Source organism: Sulfitobacter sp. IGS-18, from assembly GCF_059628195.1.
This window is the reverse complement of sequence record NZ_CM184556.1, coordinates 3,171,529-3,186,535: the sequence shown is the minus strand read 5'-3', so window position 1 is coordinate 3,186,535 and position 15,007 is coordinate 3,171,529. Positions and strand designations below refer to the sequence as shown.

Here is a 15,007-nt window from a genome sequence, read left to right as displayed (position 1 = left end):
GGAGATCACGCATGAGCGGACTGAAAACAACAGATGTGCCTGAAGAGACCTTGGTCGATGAGATCGTCGGTAACAAGGATGGGTCATCAGGAAGGATATCTTTCCAGAACTTCAGCCAACAGCTTCTGGGGGCTGGCCCCGTTGCCGAAAAACTTGATCTGCTGGAAGACCAGGTACTTTCCGGGCTCAGTCCCGCCAGCTCCTGGGCTGACCTTCTGGCCCTTGTACCGGTTGCCGACGATGTGGGCTCCTCGGTGCCTGATACGGACGCGGGGACCCACCTTCAGGCGACGGCGACCGGCTATGACGGGGCGAGTGTTCCCAATGCCGGGGTCTACCGCTGGGTAGCGACCTGGTCGCGCTGGCTGCGGGTCAGCGACACGGCTCTCTCGGGCAAAGCTGACGCCGCCGCAACCGCCGCCGCGCTGGCCACCAAGGCTGACGACGCGGCCACCACCGCCGCCTTGGCGACCAAGGCGGATGACGCAGCCACCACTGCAGCTCTGGCCACCAAGGCACCGCAGAGTGAGGTCGATGATCTGACGGCCAAGGTCAACGCGCTGGATGCTGCCATTATTCTGCAGGACGTCTGGGATGCGTCAGTTGGGACATTCCCCGGTGCCGGTTCAGCCCAGAGCGGCCACCTCTGGATTGTCTCGGTCGCCGGGACCGTCGATGGCGTCTCGTTCGGGATCGGGGATCGCATCGTCGCGATCACGGATGACGCCAGCACCGGCACATTCGCGGGAAACTGGTTCAAGGAAGACTACACGCCCCAGGTGTTGTCGGTGAACGCAAAGACCGGCGCAGTCTCGCTGGACAAAGAAGACGTGGGTCTCGACCAGGTCGACAACACCCCGGACGAAGAAAAGATCGTGTCGGCCCCCCAGCAAACGGCGCTGGATGCGATCAAAGATGGTGCCGTGGCCGTCCCGCGCCAGACCCTCTATTTCGGCGATGAGGCCGATGTGGAAGATGGCGAGGAGGTGGAGGCAACCGAAGACGGCGAACTGATCCGCCTTGGCCCAGCCTCGCAGATCGCTCGGGTCGGCACCGATCTTGAGGACACAAAAGGCGGCACCGGTCGCTGGACGCTTACCTTTGATCCCAGCGTGGCGGTATACGATGAGGTCCGCACCGATGCGCAGGGCAACATCCTTTCCGGCAGCGCGCCCTTGTTTGATCCCGCCACCCGCTGGACCCTGACCTTTGATGCGGCCCTGATTGACAAAGACGTGGTTGAGGTCGACCCCACGGGCAAGGTGCTCAGCGCGACGGCGACGCTCGGCCTCGACGCGCAGCCCCAGGACGAAGCTGTCCCGGCGCTATCCGACACGATGCAGGCCTATGGGAGCATCGGGCTGGCGGATGAGGCCGCAGCTTGGCGGGCCGACCTCGACACCAACGGTGCGCCATTGGAAGACCCGGCGAACAGCCCGGAGCTGACTGTGATCACTGATGCGGCAACCATGGCTACGTACCTGCCGATGGTGAACCGCATGGTGCCTGTCATCACCCAATGCCATCGCAGCGGGCGGGTCTGGCGCGCCTATTACGGCAACAACGGACCTCTGGGAACGGACCCGGAGGAAGCTGGCCATGATATGTTCATGCTGCTGGAATACACCGAGGATTTCGCGGACGGCGGCGTAGCTCCACCTGCGACCGATGGCGAGACCGATGATGTCACCTGGTTGCCAGCGGCCATCATCCACTATGCCACCAACGATGACGCTTTGGTGCAGGACGGGCAGTTTTTCTATACCCATCAAGGCTATTTGGTGTTCGCCATGGCGATCAAAACCACCGGCGATCTGCAGGTCAACCGTGCTTGGGTGATCCAAAACCCAGACACAGGCGAGGCGGCAGACCTCGATCTGGTGGTTGACAGCACATTCGTGTTCGGGCCGCAGACTTTCTTCGGCTACGGCTTTGCCTTTCAGCCTCACCAGTACGGCACCGAACATCGTTTTTTTATGTCGGGCTTCCCCGCAGAAGCTGATCCGCGCGCGGTTGATCGGATACCGCGCTACTGTCGCCTGCGCATCCACGAGACACGCAACCAGGGCACGGTGACCAGCCTGCGCGCCTACTCCGAGGTGATCAGCGAAGTCCCGGCCATGCTTGACAGCGAAGAAGAAGACTTTCCCGAACCCACGGCTGTCCCGGTCGGCGGCGACGAACTGATGATGGTGTTCCGCGCGGACGCTAAAGCGATGGAGCGGCGATCCTACGACGGCGGACTGTCCTGGACCGACGAAGTGGATGCCTACATCGAGAGAGTGCTGGAAAGCACCCGGTCGAAAACCGTTCTGTGCCGTAGCCCGTCCGGGCGGCTGGTCTGGGCATTCAACAACAATGGCGCACGCCTGCGGATGTCCGTCATGGTCAGCTACAAGGGCAGCGCCGGCCAAGACAGCTATTGGCTGCCGCCGGTGCTGTTGGAAGAACGCGACCGGCCTCTCAGCTCCTATCCGTCCGTGGTGTTCCTGCGCGACCGGCTGGGCCGCTACACCGGCAAGTTCCTGGTCGCCTACGACCGGGGCCGGTCACGAACCTACATCGGTATGAGTGGCGACGAAGTCCCGGTCGGCACCCCCGGCAGCACCACCTCGAACGAACTGATCACCTGCCTTGTGGACGAGGAAGACGCCGCCGCCGCGGTGACCGCCGCCGTCCTGAGATACACCACCAACCCCGGCGTAGCCGTACCAGCCTAAAGGACCAATTCAATGACCGTTAAGCGCATCATTCAACAGACCGTAAAGAACCCTCTTGTGACCGCCCCGGCGGGCGCACCGGCCCTGAACACCCCGGCAGAGCGTGGCTTGCTCGATCTGCTCTACCAGCCTGCCTGGCGCACAAAGAACAAGAGCTGGTTCTCGGCCCGCGCGGCGCGCCTGGGCGGTGACGGCTTTGTCCAGGACGTGGTGGGCTGGCTGCCTGGCCTCGACGGCGAGCCGCAGTACCTGCTGCGCCATCCCGACGACACGACGAACGCGCACCGTATGCGGAAGGGCGTCGGCGCTGACGGGATGGTCACGATGGGGCAGGATGATCCAGTCGCGTCGGGTGTTGCGATGGGGACGATGCTGTCATCGGCCAATGCGGTGCTGCCCTCCGTCGCTGTCGATCAATCGGCGCAGATGACCTTGGCATTCTTGATGTGGCAACCGCCTGCATCCGGCGGGTTCATCATATCAGCTGACGACATGGCTTCTGGCACGGACCAGATGGCTGTCAGCTTCACAGGCGGAACCGAAGCAATCTCGGCCTACACTCGCCGCACACCCGCTGCGCTGTCGACAACTGTGGATGATGTGATCCCCAACGAACTGATGCTGCTGGTGATCGAGTTCACCGGGCTGGCGGCGGCGAGCATCTACATCAACGGGGTCAAGCAGACCTTGTCCGGCACGCCCAACTGCGCCGCAGCGCTGGGCGGCCAGCGGTTCCGCGTCGGCTCCCTGCGCACGGATGCCGGGGCCAGCTTCACGACGCCCGCTGACGGCTATGTCGAAGAGGTCTGGGTCTTCCCCGGCGTGGATACTGAAGCTGATGGATCGATCCATGAGGCGCTGCGGGCCTACTGCCTGGAAAAACACCCCGGCATGACCATCGCCAGCTGACACCGCAAGAAGACGCGGCCTCCCCTGACCGGGAGGCCGCTGGGTGGATTTCAGGCATGGCCAACTTGGCCAAGGTGCTAAATTTTTCGTCCAGAAGTCGATGCCGTTTCGTCCAGAAGCCCGCGCCGCGCCACATGACCATCACTCCCTGCTTTGATGCAAGAGCCACATCTTCGGCTGTTTTTACCTGGTACGAAATGAACCCGCGCCCTGAGCATTCTGGCAACCCGAAATGCTTGATGAGCCCAGCAGCGAAATCGCGCGAAAGAATATGGCTGCCACCCGGGCCGATCCCCTGGCTAACCCCGGTGCGACTCTCAAAAGGATGTCGGAACGGCCCGGGGGGGCGCAAGGATTGTTTCCAGAATCGCCGTTACGACAGCCTTGTCAGGTGAGGCAAAATTGCACTATATCTTAAGTCTGTAATGCTTTGGTATAGATAATTTCTGTAGAGTTTCGTACTAAGCGGTGTATGGTTAAAAGTATGGGTGTCCTCGCTTTCGTCGTGATGACCGAGGGCGGGGCACCGCGTTTTTGATGCAAGGCATCATGTCGTGTGAACGGCTCAGGGTCATGGAGCTGCCAATTGGGCAAGTTTGAGAGCAACAAGGGTACTCAGGCGCAGGATCAGGGCGCGCGTTCGCCGATTCCGATGTCCCACTTTCAGGCATTGAGTGAAATGGGGTCGCGTAACACCGGCGTGTCAGTCACCGCTGGCGCGATCGGCATGGGCCTGGCATCGCAGAGCGCGTCCCAGGACGGGCTGCTTGCCTTTGCGGCGACCCTGCCCGGAGGCGATTTCCTTGCGCCCGTCGCGAAAGCCGGATCTCAGACGCAGCGCGGCGGCGGGCCGGTTGACGGCGCGGGCGATATCGCGGCCGAAGCCGGTGTCGCGGCCGAGTTCCAATCCGAATCTCCCCTGGCTGAAGCCGGCGCCCGGACCGATTCGCCTGGCGAAGAGGGGCAGGAATCCGCCGCGAGCGACCTCGCGGCCACCCCTGCATTCCAGGAAAATCAGCAAATTTTCAGCATTGCCGGCGAGGCAAATGCGCCCGGTATTGTTGCCGTTTCGAATACAATGACCGTTTCTCCGGTCGCGGCGCAGACCGAAGTCCGCGGGGGTGGATTGACCGCGCCGGTGGTCGAGACCGGCAACAACAACGGCGGCAATGCCAGCCCCGAGGAAGATGTCAGCCCGGACGATCAGGGGGTGATCGGCGGCCTTCTGGGTGAGGATGGCGTTGTCGGGGGGGTTATCGATTCGGTCATTGGCGATGGTGGTCTTGTGGACGACCTGCTGGATGGCCTGCTCGGCGGGGACGGGTTGCTTGGCTCCGTTTTGGGCGAGAATGGCGTGATCGATGCGATCATCGGCGAGGATGGCATCCTTGCGGGTGTTCTGGGCGATGGCGGCATTATCGATTCCGTTCTCGGGGATGATGGTCTGATCGACGCGGTGCTTGGCGATGGCGGGCTGGTCGATGGCGTTCTCGGCGGGCTTCTGGGCGATGGCGGTCTGGTTGACGGTGTCTTGGGCGACGGCGGTCTGGTCGACGGGGTTGTGGACGGGCTGCTGGGCGATGACGGGCTGGTCGACGGGATCCTTGGTGAGGACGGTCTGGTCGATGGGGTGCTGGACGGTGTCCTTGGCGATGACGGGCTGGTTGGCGGGATCCTCGGTGAGGACGGTCTGGTCGATGGGGTGCTGGACGGTGTCCTTGGCGATGACGGGCTGGTTGGCGGGATCCTTGGCGAGGACGGTCTGGTCGATGGGGTGCTGGACGGTGTCCTTGGCGATGACGGGCTGGTTGACGGGATCCTTGGCGAGGACGGTCTGGTTGATGGTGTCCTGGACGGCGTCCTTGGCGATGACGGGCTGGTTGGCGGTGTCCTCGGTGAGGATGGTGTCCTGGGTGGTCTGCTCGGCGAGGGTGGCGTGCTTGGTTCCGTTCTGGGCGAGAATGGCGTGGTGGACGTGCTCACCGGCGAAGACGGCGTCCTTTCGGGGGTGCTCGGCGACGGGGGTGTTATCGATTCCGTTCTCGGAGATGATGGTCTGGTTGACGCGGTGCTTGGCGATGACGGTCTGGTTGGCGGGCTCCTTGGTGATGACGGTCTGGTTGGCGGACTTCTGGGTGATGACGGTCTGGTTGACGGCGTCCTCGGGGAAGACGGCGTTTTGGGTGGCCTGCTTGGCGATGGCGGCCTGCTGGGCGGTTTGTCGGGTGAGCTGGGTGGCATTGGCGGGCTGCTTGGGTCGGTGCCGCTTCTTGGCGGACTCTTCGGGGGCGGTTCCGACGATGCGCCCGAGCTGCCGTCCGCCGCGGATATCTTGCCGCAGGAACTGGTCGGGGATGTTGTAGAGACGGTCGAAGACCTCGCCGATGCGGTTCTTGGAGAGGATGGCGTCGTCGGAGACCTGCTGGGCGACGACGGTGTTGTGGATGCGGTGCTGGGTGGTGGTTTGCTGGGCGGCCTGCTTGGCGGTGCCGCACCGGATGTGGCGGATGTGGCTGCGCCGGAAGTGGTCGAGGATGTTGTAGAAACTGTCGAAGAGCTTGCGGATGCGGTTCTCGGGGATGACGGTATCGTCGGTGGTCTGCTGGGCGACGACGGCGTGGTCGATGCGGTGCTGGGCGGTGGTTTGCTGGGTGGCCTGCTTGGCGGCGCTGCTCCGGATGTGGCGGATGTGGCTGCACCGGAAGTGGTAGAGGATGTTGTAGAGACTGTCGAAGACCTTGCGGATGCGGTTCTCGGGGATGACGGTGTCGTCGGAGGCCTGCTGGGCGACGACGGCGTTGTCGATGCGGTGCTGGGTGATGGCGGTCTTCTGGGCGGCCTGCTTGGCGGCGACGCGCCGGATGTGGCGGATGTTGCTGCACCGGAAGTGGTCGAGGATGTCGTAGAGACTGTCGAGGAGCTTGCTGATGCGGTTCTCGGAGAGGATGGCGTCGTCGGTGGTCTTCTGGGCGACGACGGCGTTGTCGATGCGGTGCTGGGCGATGGCGGCCTTCTGGGTGGTCTGCTTGGAGGTGACACGCCGGACGTTGAAGATATTCTTCCCGAAGTTCAGGCGGTTGATGCGCCGGTTGCGGATGTGATCGAGGATGTCGTCGAGACGGTCGAGGATCTTGTGGATGAGGTTCTTGGCGACGAGGGCGTCGTTGGTGACCTGCTCGGGGATGCTGCGCCGGATTTGGCCGACGTGGTCGCGCCGGAAATGGTTGAGGGCGTTGTAGAAACGGTCGAAGACCTTGCGGATGCAGTTCTCGGGGAGGATGGCGTCGTCGGTGGTCTTCTGGGTGACGACGGCGTTGTCGATGCCGTGCTGGGCGATGGCGGTCTTCTGGGTGGCCTGCTGGGCGGTGCCGCGCCGGATGTTGAAGATGTTCTTCCCGAAGTGCAGGCGGTTGATGCGCCTGTTGCGGATGTGATCGAGGATGTCGTCGAGACGGTCGAGGATCTCGCGGATGAGGTTCTTGGCGACGAGGGCGTCGTTGGTGAATTGCTTGGGGATGTCGCGCCGGATGTGGCGGATGTTGTCTCGCCTGAGGTGGTCGAGGATGCTGTCGAGACTGTCGAAGACCTCGCGGATGAGGTTCTCGGTGAGGACGGTGTCCTCGGTGGTCTTCTGGGCGGTCTGTTGGGCGATGACGCACCGGATGTGGAAGATGTTCTTCCTGAGGTGCAGGCGGTTGATGCGCCGGTCGCGGATGTGGTCGAGGATGCCGTCGAGGCAGTCGAAGACCTTGTGGATGAGGTTCTTGGCGACGAGGGCGTCGTTGGTGGTCTGCTCGGTGATGCTGTGCCGGATGTGGCCGACGTGGTCTCGCCTGAAGTGGTTGAAGACGTTGTAGAAACTGTCGAAGACCTTGTGGATGGTGTCCTCGGTGGTCTGCTTGGTGGTGACGCGCCGGACGTGGAAGATGCCCTTCCCGAAGTGCAGGCGGTTGATGCGCCGGTTGCGGATGTGGCGGATGTTGTCGCGCCTGAGGTGGTCGAGGATGCCGTCGAGGCAGTCGAAGACCTTGTGGATGAGGTTCTTGGAGACGAGGGCGTCGTTGGTGACCTGCTCGGGGATGTCGCGCCGGATGTGGCGGATGTTGTCGCGCCTGAGGTGGTTGAGGACGTTGTAGAAACTGTCGAAGACCTTGCGGATGAGGTTCTCGGTGAGGACGGTGTCGTCGGTGGTCTGTTGGGCGGTCTGCTTGGTGGTGACGCGCCGGACGTGGAAGATGTTCTTCCCGAAGTTCAGGCGGTTGATGAGCCGGTTGCCGATGTGGCGGATGTCGTCTCGCCTGAAGTGGTCGAGGATGTCGTCGAGACAGTCGAGGATCTCGCGGATGAGGTTCTTGGCGACGAGGGCGTCGTTGGTGGTCTGCTCGGGGATGTCGCGCCGGATGTGGCGGATGTTGTCTCGCCTGAGGTGGTCGAGGATGCTGTCGAGACTGTCGAAGACCTCGCGGATGAGGTTCTCGGTGAGGAAGGTGTCCTCGGTGGTCTTCTAGGCGGTGCCGTGCCGGATGTTGAGGATGTTCTTCCTGAGGTGCAGGCGGTTGATGAGCCTGTTGCGGAAGTCGCGGATGTCGTCGCGCCTGAGGTGGTCGAGGATGTCGTCGAGACGGTCGAGGACCTTGCGGATGAGGTTCTTGGCGACGAGGGCGTCGTTGGTGAATTGCTCGGGGATGTCGCGCCGGATGTGGTGGATGTTGTCTCGCCTGAGGTGGTTGAAGACGTTGTAGAAACTGTCGAAGACCTCGCGGATGGTGTCCTCGGTGATTTGCTGGGCGGTGGCGGCCTCTTGGGCGGTCTGCTTGGCGGTGACGCGCCGGATGTTGAAGATGTTCTTCCCGAAGTGCAGGCGGTTGATGAGCCTGTTGCGGAAGTCGCGGAAGTCGTCACGCCGGAAGTGGTCGAGGATGCCGCAGAGACGGTCGAGGACCTTGCGGATGAGGTTCTCGGGGACGCGGGTGTTGCGGGCGGTCTGCTTGGTGAAACGCCTGTGGCGGGCGTGCTTGCGGATACGCTGCCATCGGTCGGCGGTGTTCTGACCGAAGGGGTGATTCCCCTGCCGGTGGACAATGTCGATGAAGCACCCGCAGCGGCACCCGCCGCCGATATGGTCGAGGAAACCGTCGAAGCGGTCGTCGAAGATCTGCCGGTTGGCGACGCCGAAGGCGATGGCGGGTTCCTGGATACGCTGGTGGCCGGAATCGGCGATGAAACCCTGGATCCTGCCGGGGAAATTTTCGAGCTGGGCGGGTCGGTTCTTGACGGGCTGCTTGGCGAAACGGATGTCTTTGGTATCAATGTTGTCGAAAACGGCGCGGAAGGCGATGACCTGTTCGCGGGTCTGACCGGTGGCGAGGGGCTTTCCGGAAGCCTGATCGAGCAAGGTGTGCTGGAGCTTTCCGATCCGGTCGATACCGGCGAAACCGACGATTATATCGACAACCTTCTGAACGATATTCTGGCTGGTGGCGTGAGTGACATCACCGGTGAGGAGGCTGCCTTTGACGCGCTTCTGGGCAACGATGCCGAAGTCGAGGAAGTGGGCGAAATTGGCGAGCTGATCGGGGCCGAGGTTGGCGAACTTGCGGAGGCGACGGCGGTCGAGGACGCTCTGGGCATTCTCTTCGACCAGGGCGCGGAACAGGGGCACAACTCGCCCTTTGGTGGATTGCTGGGTGGCCTGACCAACGACGACAGCGTTTAACGAGCGCGATTCAGGCGGGGAGGACAGGTGGTCACCACAGTCAAGTGGTGGCCATATTTCGCATGAGTGATTTTTAGTAAGTATTTAGTATCGTTAAATTTTATCGAGTGCCATAGAATTAACTCAATTTAGTTGCAGCGTGCAAAAGAGTACAATTACAACTTGTAACGAACGGTCTGGAACGTTTTAAAGAAAACCAGCTCTGGTTGGGTGGAAGTCCGGGATGTTTTGGGATTTCTTCCGGGTGAGACAAAGAGATTTGGAAAGGACTGGCCTTGGCAGTCGGCGTTACACTGAAGCAAAGGGGATCTTCCGAAGCGGGAGACCTGCAAACTGCGTCGAATGTGTCACTGAACAAGCCGATGGATGTCGCGCTTGTGAATGGGGCGGCCTCCATCGTTGCCTCGGACAAGCTGGGGTCTGACCTGGTTGTGACCTTTTCGGATGGCACCACGCTTCGGGTCGAGGATTTTTTCGTGATCGGAGAGAATGGCGACTTCAGCCGTCTTCTGCTGCCCGGCGGAGACCCCTTTGTGACCGGGCTGATGGGGCCCGAACCGGCCTATCCCGACGGGGCGACGGAGCAGATGGCACAGGCATCGGGGGCGGAGGATGCCGCGGGCGGTGACGGGGATGCCGGTCAGGACGGGCTGGTCGGGCAATCGGTGGATTGGTCCAATCCTTTGCTTCTGGCCGGGGCCGGGATTTCGCTTGGTTCGGGCGTGGATTTCCTTTCGGGCGGCGGCAGCAGCACTGCGCCGGAGACCGGAAGGGAAGAGGAAGATGATCTTGCGCAGATCATTGACGATTTCACCGGGGGTGAATCCGAGGTCCTGGACCCTTCGGAATATGATATGGATACTCAGGAGGCCGATGCCGAGTCGGGGGCGGAAGATGTGGCAGGCGAATTGATTGGTTCGGATGAAGTCACCGTGGACGGCACGTTTGTCGGTGCCTCTGAAACGGCAGATGTCCTGCCAAATGCGGAGTCTGACGCTCCGCTCGATCTGCTGGCTGAATTGTTGACGGAGTTTGTCGTATGAAGCGTGTTGACCCCATCCACCACTGGTGTCGGCACTTTGCCGTTTGGCTGAACTCCGGGTTTGCGCTGTTGCTTTTGCTGGTGCTGGTGACACCGGCGCAGGCGCAGATGGCGCTGAGCACGGCTGTTCTGCGCGCCACGGAAAGGGATGGCGAAATCTCGGCGCTGCGCCAGAAGGTTGCCAGCCGGACAATCGACATCCAGTCGGCCCGCGACGAATATTACCCCAGTGTCAGCCTGTCGGGCGATACCTCCACCACCGATTCGAACGGGCCGGGGATCACCTTGACGGTGTCACAGGTGCTGTTTGACTGGGGGCTGATCCGGAACAAGATCAATGCGGCGTCCCATGTCCGCGTGCAGGCGGTTTCCGACCTGAAAATGGCGGTGGAGGGGCTGACCCTTCAGGTGGCCGAATATTTCATCGACGTCGAGGTGACCGACCTCAAGATCGCGCGCACGCGTGACTATTTCGCCTTTGCCAAGCGGATCGCGGGGCAGGCGCAGGATCGCGCCAGGGCGGGCATCGGCGACAATGGCGAAGTTGCGCGCGCGCGTCTGGAAATTGCCCGCGCGGAGGACCAGCTTTCGCAGCTTATGGCGAACCAGCGCATCGCGTTGTCGCAGATCGAGTTTCTGGTCGGCGGGAAGGTGGGGGCCGTTGGTACGCCGAGCGATCTGGGCTTTTCCCGCCGCTATGCCGAGGCCGCAAAAATCCGCTCTGCCGTGCGCATCGCGCCGGATTACATCGCCGCCCGTGCGGGGGTGGATGAAGCCGCAGCCGGTGTGGAAATCGCCAGGGCCTCGCGGCTGCCGACGATAAAGTTGCAGGCACAGGGGCGTGCCGACCTGAACGGCGGCAAAAGCCGGGCCGCGATCGGCCTGTCCACGGGGGTGGACCTGAGCTCAAGCGGGCTGGGGCGGCGCCAGATCCAGGCGGCGCAGCTGGACCTGCAGGCGGCGGAATCGACGCTGGTTTTCACCGAGCGCGAGCTGACCAATACGGCCGCCAGCGCCCTGCAGCAGATCGAGATCCTGCGCCGGACCGAAAGCGCGCGGTCGCAGCAGCTGATCGAATCGAAGCGCGTGCTGGACAATTACGAACAACAGTTCATTGGCGGGCAGCGCGAGTTGCTGGACCTGCTGACGACGGGTCGCGATCTGTACGACTCGGAAATCGAAAAGATCTCCACCTACGAGGAACGCAAGCGGGCGGAATACCAGGCGGCGCATGATCTGGGTGTCCTGGGGACCCTGATCATTGCCGCATCGGCAACCCAGTAGACAGGTGGCAATGTGCTGAACGGGTGTAGAAATGACTAACCACGGTGCCCCGGATCCCCTGATTGCCGGTCTCGTCGAGCTTTGCCGGATTCAAGGTGTGACGACCTCGGCAGAGCAATTGACCGACGGCCTGCCGAAAACGCATTGGGCCGAAAAGGGCGAGAGCCTTGCCGGTCTTGCGCTGCGCCGGGTGAACATGAGCTGCCGGGTGAGCCGGGAGCCGCTTGCCACGCTGCCAGAGCACTGCCTTCCTGCGCTGCTGTTCCTGAAAGACGGCCGGACCGTGGTGGTCGAATCCCTGACCAAGACCCAGGCCTGGGTCATCCTGCCGGAATCCGGCGGCGGTCGCGGGGACTGGCCGCTTGAGGATCTCAACGCGCTGCACGACGGGCGGGTGCTGATTTCGAAACCGATTGATATCGTGACCCGTCGGCTGGACGATTCCAAAACCGGCCAGCACTGGATCCTGGGCCCGGTACTGGGCAACTGGGGCATCTATCGCGACGTGATCTGGGCCTCTTTTGCGGCCAACCTGCTGGCGGTTGCCACGGCGCTGTTCTCGATGCAGGTCTATGACCGGGTGGTGCCCAGCAATGCATTCGATACCCTGTGGATATTGGCCAGCGGTGTCGGGATCGCCATCGTGCTGGAGCTGGTGCTGCGGCTGATGCGAGCGACGCTTGTCGATGTCTCGGGGCGGGATATCGACCTGCGGCTGTCGGCGCAGCTTTTCGACAAGGTCGCGAACATGCGGCTGAAACACCAGCCTCCCTCGACCGGGGTGTTTGCCAACCAGGTCCGCGACTTTGCGGTGGTGCGGGATTTCTTCACCTCCAGCACGGTGACAGCCATCTGTGACCTGCCCTTTGTGCTGATCTTTGTCGGGGTGATCTATTTCATCGGCGGCCCGGTGGCGCTGGTGGTGCTGGCAGGGGTGATCCTGACGGTGGTGCCCGGCCTGGTCATGCAGAAAAAACTTGCGCGGGCGTCAAAGGAGAACACCCGCGAGGCGGCGGCGCTGAACGGTCTGTTGCTGGAAACGATTTCGAACCTGGAGACCGTCAAGGCCTCCCGCGCGGAAGGGCGGCTGCAGCGTGCCCATGCCCATCTGACGGCGACGATGGCCACCACGGCAATCAACACCCGCAGCATCACCAACTTTCTGACCCAGCTGGTCAGCACGGTGCAGAAGCTGGCCTATGCCGGGGTGATTGTCACCGGTGTCTATCTGATCAGCGCGGGTGAGCTGACCGTGGGCAGCCTGATTGCCTGCACGCTGCTGTCCGGCCGGACCATGGCCCCCATGGGGCAGGTGGCCGGGCTGCTGGCGCGCTGGCAGCATGTGCGCGCGGCGATGGAGGGGCTGGACCAGATCATGGGCCTCTCCGTGGAACGGCCCGAAGACCGCCATTTCGTGCGCGCGCCTTCGCTGAGCGGTGGTTTCACGCTGGATGGCGTGGTGTTCCGCCACGATCCGCAGGCGCCGCCGGTGCTGTCGATCCCCGAGCTTGCGATCGAGCCGGGCGAACGCATTGCGCTGCTGGGCGGCAACGGCGCGGGCAAATCGACCCTGTTGCGCATGATGGCGGGTCTGATTGATCCGCAGTCCGGCAGCGTGCTGGTGGACAGCCTGTCGCTGAGCCAGATTGACCCCATCGACCGGCGGCGGCAGATCGGCTACCTGCCGCAGAGCGTTGCGCTGTTCCAGGGGACACTGCGGGACAACCTGCTGCTGGATCATGGGCTGCACAGCGACGATGAACTGCTTGAAGCGCTTGACGCGGTGGGTCTGGGCACCTTCGTGCGCCGCCATGTGCGCGGGCTCGACCTGATGCTGCAGGGCAATGCAAATGTGTCGGGCGGGCAGCGCCAGTCGATTGGTCTGGCGCGGGTGCTGTTGCAGGACCCCCGGATCGTGCTGCTGGATGAACCCACCTCGGCTTTCGACCATGTGACGGAAAACAAGGTTATCGCCCATATGAAGGACTGGCTGAAGAGCCGGACGACGATCATTTCGACCCACAAGCGGGAATTGCTGGCCCTGACCGACAGGGCGGTCGTGCTGAAAGATGGCCGCGTCGCGCGTGACGGCGATCTGCTCAACATCCTGAATACGGCGCGCGCCAATGCGGTTCAGAAAAAACCGGTGCAGGCCGTCACATGACCGTCGCCGAGGACATGCTGACCAGCCATCTGGATGGCAGTTACCGACGGCAGACACTGAAGGTCGCGCGGTGGACGATCCGCACGGTTGTCATTTCGCTGATCATCGCCATCGTCTGGGCCTCGATTGCCCAGATCAACGAGATCAAGCGCGGCGACGGGCGCGTCATTCCCCTGCGCAGAATGCAGACGATCCAGAGCCTCGAAGGGGGCATTCTGGCGGAACTGATGGTGCGGGAAGGCGATATCGTCAAGGAGGGGCAGGTGCTGGCCCGGCTTGATCCGACCCGTTCGGAGGCTGCGTTCCTTTCGGCGGAATCCGAGATCACGGCGCTGGTGGCCGAGGTTGCCCGCCTTGAGGCGGAAGTTCTGGAGCAGCCCAAGCTGGATTTCGGCGATACGCCGAATTCGTCCGAAGTCACCGAGCTGAAGCTGTTCACCGCGCGGCGGACCAAGCTTGAGGCGTCCCTGGTGGCGCTCGAAGCGGAATTGAAGGCGATCCAGCAACAGATCGACATCACCCGCCCGCTGACGGCCAGCGGATCGGTCAGCCGCATCAACCTGCTTCAGCTGGAGCAGAAGAAGGCCGAACTGGACGGCAAGATCAGCGAGACCCGCAATGCCTATGTGCAGGACGCCTACAAGGACCTGGCGCAACGGCGCGCCAAGCTGCAGATGATGCAGCAGCAACTGGTCCAGAAACAGGACGAGTTTCGCAGGACGGAGATCCGGTCTCCGGTGTCGGGCCGGGTCAACAACATCGACATCACCACGCTGGGCGGGGTGGTGCAGCCGGGTGAATCGATCATGGAGATCACCCCGACCGACGACCAGCTGATCATCGAGACCAAGATCAAGCCGCGGGACGTTGCGCTGATCGCGCCGGGCATGCCCGCCAGCGTCAAGATCACGGCCTATGATTTTGCCACCTACGGCGATCTGCGCGGCACGGTCACGCAGATTTCGGAGGACACGGTGGAAGAGGACACGCCCCAGGGGCCGGCTGACTTCTATCGGGTCATGGTGCGCACCGAGCGCAGCTATCTCGAACGTTTCGGTCAGCGCTACAGCATCCGGCCCGGCATGATTGCGCAGGTCGATATTGAAAGTGGCGAGCGGTCCATTCTAAGTTATTTGACACGCCCGATCCTCAAGGCGCGTCTTCAGTAAATC

Annotated in this window: 7 protein-coding genes; all 7 read left to right on the top strand. The window is 62.5% G+C overall.

All coding sequences use genetic code 11. The annotated features are described in order from the left end of the window. Window positions 1-11: 11 nt before the first annotated feature. The 7 genes from ACWNZ3_RS15275 to ACWNZ3_RS15245 all read left to right on the top strand — a co-directional run bounded on the left by ACWNZ3_RS15275 (window position 12) and on the right by ACWNZ3_RS15245 (window position 15,004). Window positions 12-2,720 (top strand): sialidase family protein, encoded by a 2,709-nt coding sequence (locus ACWNZ3_RS15275; RefSeq protein ID WP_496900478.1) that lies wholly within the window; start codon window positions 12-14, stop codon window positions 2,718-2,720. A 12-nt stretch (window positions 2,721-2,732) separates the two neighbouring features. Further along, entirely contained in the window at window positions 2,733-3,629 is an 897-nt protein-coding gene (locus ACWNZ3_RS15270) for a hypothetical protein (RefSeq protein WP_496900477.1), read from the top strand. Between the two features lie 586 nt (window positions 3,630-4,215). Beyond that, the gene (locus ACWNZ3_RS15265) at window positions 4,216-9,345 is read left to right on the top strand and encodes an autotransporter outer membrane beta-barrel domain-containing protein (protein ID WP_496900476.1); all 5,130 of its coding nucleotides are present in this window, start codon (window positions 4,216-4,218) and stop codon (window positions 9,343-9,345) included. Window positions 9,346-9,620: 275 nt separating this feature from the next. Further along, window positions 9,621-10,388: a BapA/Bap/LapF family prefix-like domain-containing protein gene (locus ACWNZ3_RS15260; protein WP_496900475.1), complete on the top strand. Its 768-nt coding sequence runs from the start codon at window positions 9,621-9,623 to the stop codon at window positions 10,386-10,388. Further along, window positions 10,385-11,671, top strand: coding sequence for a TolC family protein (locus tag ACWNZ3_RS15255; RefSeq protein WP_274574018.1), 1,287 nt, complete (start codon window positions 10,385-10,387; stop codon window positions 11,669-11,671). The genes ACWNZ3_RS15260 and ACWNZ3_RS15255 overlap by 4 nt, the downstream gene beginning before the upstream one ends. A 31-nt stretch (window positions 11,672-11,702) precedes the next feature. After that, window positions 11,703-13,835, top strand: a complete 2,133-nt coding sequence (locus tag ACWNZ3_RS15250) for a type I secretion system permease/ATPase (protein ID WP_496900474.1) — start codon at window positions 11,703-11,705, stop codon at window positions 13,833-13,835. Then, complete coding sequence (locus ACWNZ3_RS15245) at window positions 13,832-15,004, top strand: beta-barrel domain-containing protein (RefSeq protein WP_496900473.1); 1,173 nt, start codon at window positions 13,832-13,834, stop codon at window positions 15,002-15,004. The genes ACWNZ3_RS15250 and ACWNZ3_RS15245 overlap by 4 nt, the downstream gene beginning before the upstream one ends. Window positions 15,005-15,007: the final 3 nt, after the last annotated feature.

Excerpts from the sequence above, each read along its gene's own strand:
- ACWNZ3_RS15275 (WP_496900478.1), top strand. The coding sequence starts at position 12 with ATGAGCGGACTGAAAACAACAGATGTGCCTGAAGAGACCTTGGTCGAT.
- ACWNZ3_RS15270 (WP_496900477.1), top strand. The coding sequence starts at position 2,733 with ATGACCGTTAAGCGCATCATTCAACAGACCGTAAAGAACCCTCTTGTG.
- ACWNZ3_RS15255 (WP_274574018.1), top strand. The coding sequence starts at position 10,385 with ATGAAGCGTGTTGACCCCATCCACCACTGGTGTCGGCACTTTGCCGTT.
- ACWNZ3_RS15250 (WP_496900474.1), top strand. The coding sequence starts at position 11,703 with ATGACTAACCACGGTGCCCCGGATCCCCTGATTGCCGGTCTCGTCGAG.
- ACWNZ3_RS15245 (WP_496900473.1), top strand. The coding sequence starts at position 13,832 with ATGACCGTCGCCGAGGACATGCTGACCAGCCATCTGGATGGCAGTTAC.